This is a genomic window from Sphingomonas sp., assembly GCF_042096255.1.
Taxonomy (GTDB): domain Bacteria; phylum Pseudomonadota; class Alphaproteobacteria; order Sphingomonadales; family Sphingomonadaceae; genus Sphingomonas.
In genome coordinates, this window is record NZ_JBELLZ010000179.1 from 1 (window position 1) to 3,017 (window position 3,017).

At 69.1% G+C, this 3,017-nt stretch carries 4 protein-coding genes and 1 pseudogene; 4 read left to right on the plus strand and 1 reads right to left on the minus strand.

The annotated features are described in order from the left end of the window. Positions 1–23: 23 nt before the first annotated feature. A pseudogene (locus ACFDTH_RS17945) lies at positions 24–653 on the minus strand (Na+ dependent nucleoside transporter N-terminal domain-containing protein); the annotation flags it as partial. A 124-nt stretch (positions 654–777) separates the two neighbouring features. Between ACFDTH_RS17945 and ACFDTH_RS17950 the strand changes: the two are divergent. The 4 genes from ACFDTH_RS17950 to ACFDTH_RS17965 all read left to right on the plus strand — a co-directional run. After that, complete coding sequence (locus ACFDTH_RS17950) at positions 778–1,416, plus strand: queuosine precursor transporter (RefSeq protein WP_375288912.1); 639 nt, start codon at positions 778–780, stop codon at positions 1,414–1,416. 10 nt (positions 1,417–1,426) lie between these two features. After that, entirely contained in the window at positions 1,427–2,317 is an 891-nt protein-coding gene (gene argB / locus ACFDTH_RS17955; protein ID WP_375288913.1) for an acetylglutamate kinase, read from the plus strand. A gap of 59 nt (positions 2,318–2,376) precedes the next feature. Beyond that, positions 2,377–2,682, plus strand: a complete 306-nt coding sequence (locus ACFDTH_RS17960; protein ID WP_375288914.1) for a YggT family protein — start codon at positions 2,377–2,379, stop codon at positions 2,680–2,682. Beyond that, the coding region (locus tag ACFDTH_RS17965; protein ID WP_375288915.1) for a tetrahydrofolate dehydrogenase/cyclohydrolase catalytic domain-containing protein at positions 2,679–3,017 on the plus strand (339 nt) is incomplete at its 3' end. The genes ACFDTH_RS17960 and ACFDTH_RS17965, both read left to right, overlap by 4 nt.

Here is a 3,017-nt window from a genome sequence, read left to right on the forward strand (position 1 = left end):
CTGAATGTCCTGATCAACTAACCCATGCACAAGGTGCCCGGCGCGGACATGAAGCTTGCCGCCAGCAGGTAATCGATGCGGATGCCCATCGAGGCATAGGCGGCCAGGATCGTCCCCGCCACGCCCGCCATGCCGCTGGTCATCACCGTGAACAGCTGCGGCGGGGTGAGGCCCGCCAGATAGGGCCGGATCACCAGCGGCGATTCGCTCTGGCCGACGAAAATGTTGGCCGCGGCGCACAGGCTTTCCACCTTGGAGACGCCGATCACCCGCTCGATCGCGCCGCCGATCCAGCGCACCACCTGCTGCATGACCCCCAGATGGTAGAGGATCGACACCAGCGAGGCGAAGAAGATGATCACCGGCAGCGCCGCGATCGCGAAGCTCTGCCCGCCGATCTCGGGGCGCGCCAATGGCCCGAACAGGAACTGCACCCCAGCATTGGCATAGCCGAGCAGGTTGGAAACGCCTCCGGAGGCCCAGCCCAGCGCGGTGCGCCCCGCGGGCACGTACAGCACCAGCGCCGCAATCCCCGCCTGGAGCGCGAAGGCCGCCCCCACGACCCGCAGCCGGATCGCGCGCCGGTTCGTCGACAGCAGCAGCGCGAGGGCGAGGATCACCGCGATGCCGACGAGGCTGATCAGATGCTGCAACTCATTCCTCCACACTCCACGCCTCCCGGGCGTGGCCTGGGAAGCGCACGATCTAGAGGCGCAGCCGCACGCCCGGCAAGCAAAGGCTTGAACATGCGCGATCTGGGCCCATAGCACGCCGGGGATGACCCCGAGTCCCCGCAGCATCCCGCCTTCCCTGTTCGCCTTTGCGATCTTCTACGGCGGCATGGTGTGCATCGCCGGGGTGCTCGGCAACAAGCAGGTCGCCCTCGGTCCGCTCGCGGTGGAGGCGGGGATCTTCGCCTTCCTGCTGCTGGTGGTCACCTCCAGCGCGGTGGCGGAGCTGCACGGGGCGCAGGCGGCGACGCGGCTGGTGCGGATCGGCTTCGTGCCGCTGATCGTGTCGATGCTGCTGACCTTTCTGGTGCTGGCGGTGCCCGCCTCGCCCGAGATGCAGCCCGAGCGGCTCGCCGCCTTCGAGCTGATGATGGGCGCGACGCCGCGGATCTGGCTGGGCGGCATCGTCGCTTATGGCGTGTCGCAGACGCTCAACGTGTCGGTGTTCGCCTGGCTCAAGGGGCGCGAAGGCCAGGGGCTGCTGTGGCTGCGCGCGGGCGTCGCCAGCGTGCTGAGCCAGGTGGTGGACACATTGCTGTTCGTCTCGATCGCCTTCTACGGCGAGTTCCCGGTGGGCCCGCTGCTCGCCGGGCAGATGCTGGCCAAGGTGGTGCTCTCCGCGCTGCTGGTGCCGCCGGCGATCTACCTGTTCACCGGGCTGGGCCGGCAGCTGGATCGGGCGTAAGGGCGCACGCATGACCACCCTCTCCCCCGCGCTGAAGGCCGAGACCCTCGTCGAGGCGCTGCCCTACCTGCAACGCTACGCCGGCAAGACCTTCGTGGTGAAATACGGCGGCCACGCGATGGGCGACCCCGAGGCCGCGCGCGACTTCGCCGAGGATGTGGTGCTTTTGAAGGCGGTCGGCATCAACCCGGTGGTTGTCCACGGCGGCGGGCCGCAGATCGGGCGGATGCTGAAACGGCTGGGCGTCGAATCGCGCTTCGTCGATGGCCTCCGGGTAACCGACAAGGAGACCGCCCAGATCGCCGAGATGGTCCTCGCCGGCAGCATCAACAAGGAGATCGTCGGCTGGATCGCGCAGGCGGGCGGGCGCGCGGTCGGCATCTCGGGCAAGGACGCCGCGCTGGTGCAGGCCGAGAAGGTCGGTGGCCGGCGCGAGGCGGACAAGCTGCAGGGGATCGAGCGGCATGTCGATCTCGGCTTCGTCGGCGAGCCGGTGGCGGTGGACACGCGCATCATCCGCTCGCTCTCCGCGGAGGGCATCATCCCGGTGATCGCGCCGATCGGCATGGGCGCGGACGGGCACACCTACAACATCAACGCCGATACGATGGCGGGCGCGATCGCGGGCGCACTGGGCGCGGCGCGCTTCTTCCTCCTCACCGACGTCGCGGGCGTGCTCGACAAGAGCGGCACCTTGCTGACCGACCTTGATCCCGCCGCCATCGCCGCGCTGCGCGCCGACGGCACCATCTCGGGCGGGATGATCCCCAAGCTGGAGACCTGCGTCGCTGCGGTGGAGGCCGGGGTGGACGCCGCGGTGGTGATCGACGGCCGCGTGCCGCACGCGATGCTGCTGGAGATCTTCACCCGCCAGGGCGCGGGCACGCTGATCCACCGCTAGGCGGGGTGCAGCGGTTGCGGTAGAGCGAGGCGCAAATCCTGCCCCTTTCGGAGCCCCGCGTGCTGACGCTGACCATCATCCAGATCCTCCAGGTGCTGCTCGACGTGGTCTGGTGGATCATCTTCGTGCAGTTCATCCTGTCGCTGCTGATCGCCTTCAACGTGGTGAACACGCACAACGGCTTCGTCCGCTCGCTCTATGACGGGCTGGAGCGTTTGACCGAGCCGATGTACCGGCCGATCCGCCGCGTCCTGCCCAACCTCAACGGCCTCGATCTGTCGCCGATGGTGGTGCTGGTGGTGATCGCCATCCTGGGCATCATCCTGCGCAACATCGCGATCAGCACGATGACGGCAGGCGTATGAGCGCGCGGCTGATCGACGGCAAGGCGTTCGCCGCCGGGCTGCGTGCACGCGTTGCTGACGAGGTCGCGCGCTTCACCGCCGCGGCCGGGCGCAAGCCGGGGCTCGCGGTGGTGCTGGTCGGCGAGGACCCCGCCTCGGCGGTCTATGTCCGCTCCAAGGGCAAGGCGACGCTCGCCGCGGGCATGGAGAGCTTCGAGCATCGCCTACCCGCCGACGTGTCGCAGGACGAGCTCCTCGCCCTGGTCGCGCGGCTCAACGCCGACGAAGCGGTGGACGGCATCCTCGTCCAGCTGCCCCTGCCCGCACAGCTCGACGAGCGCGCGGTGATCGCCGCG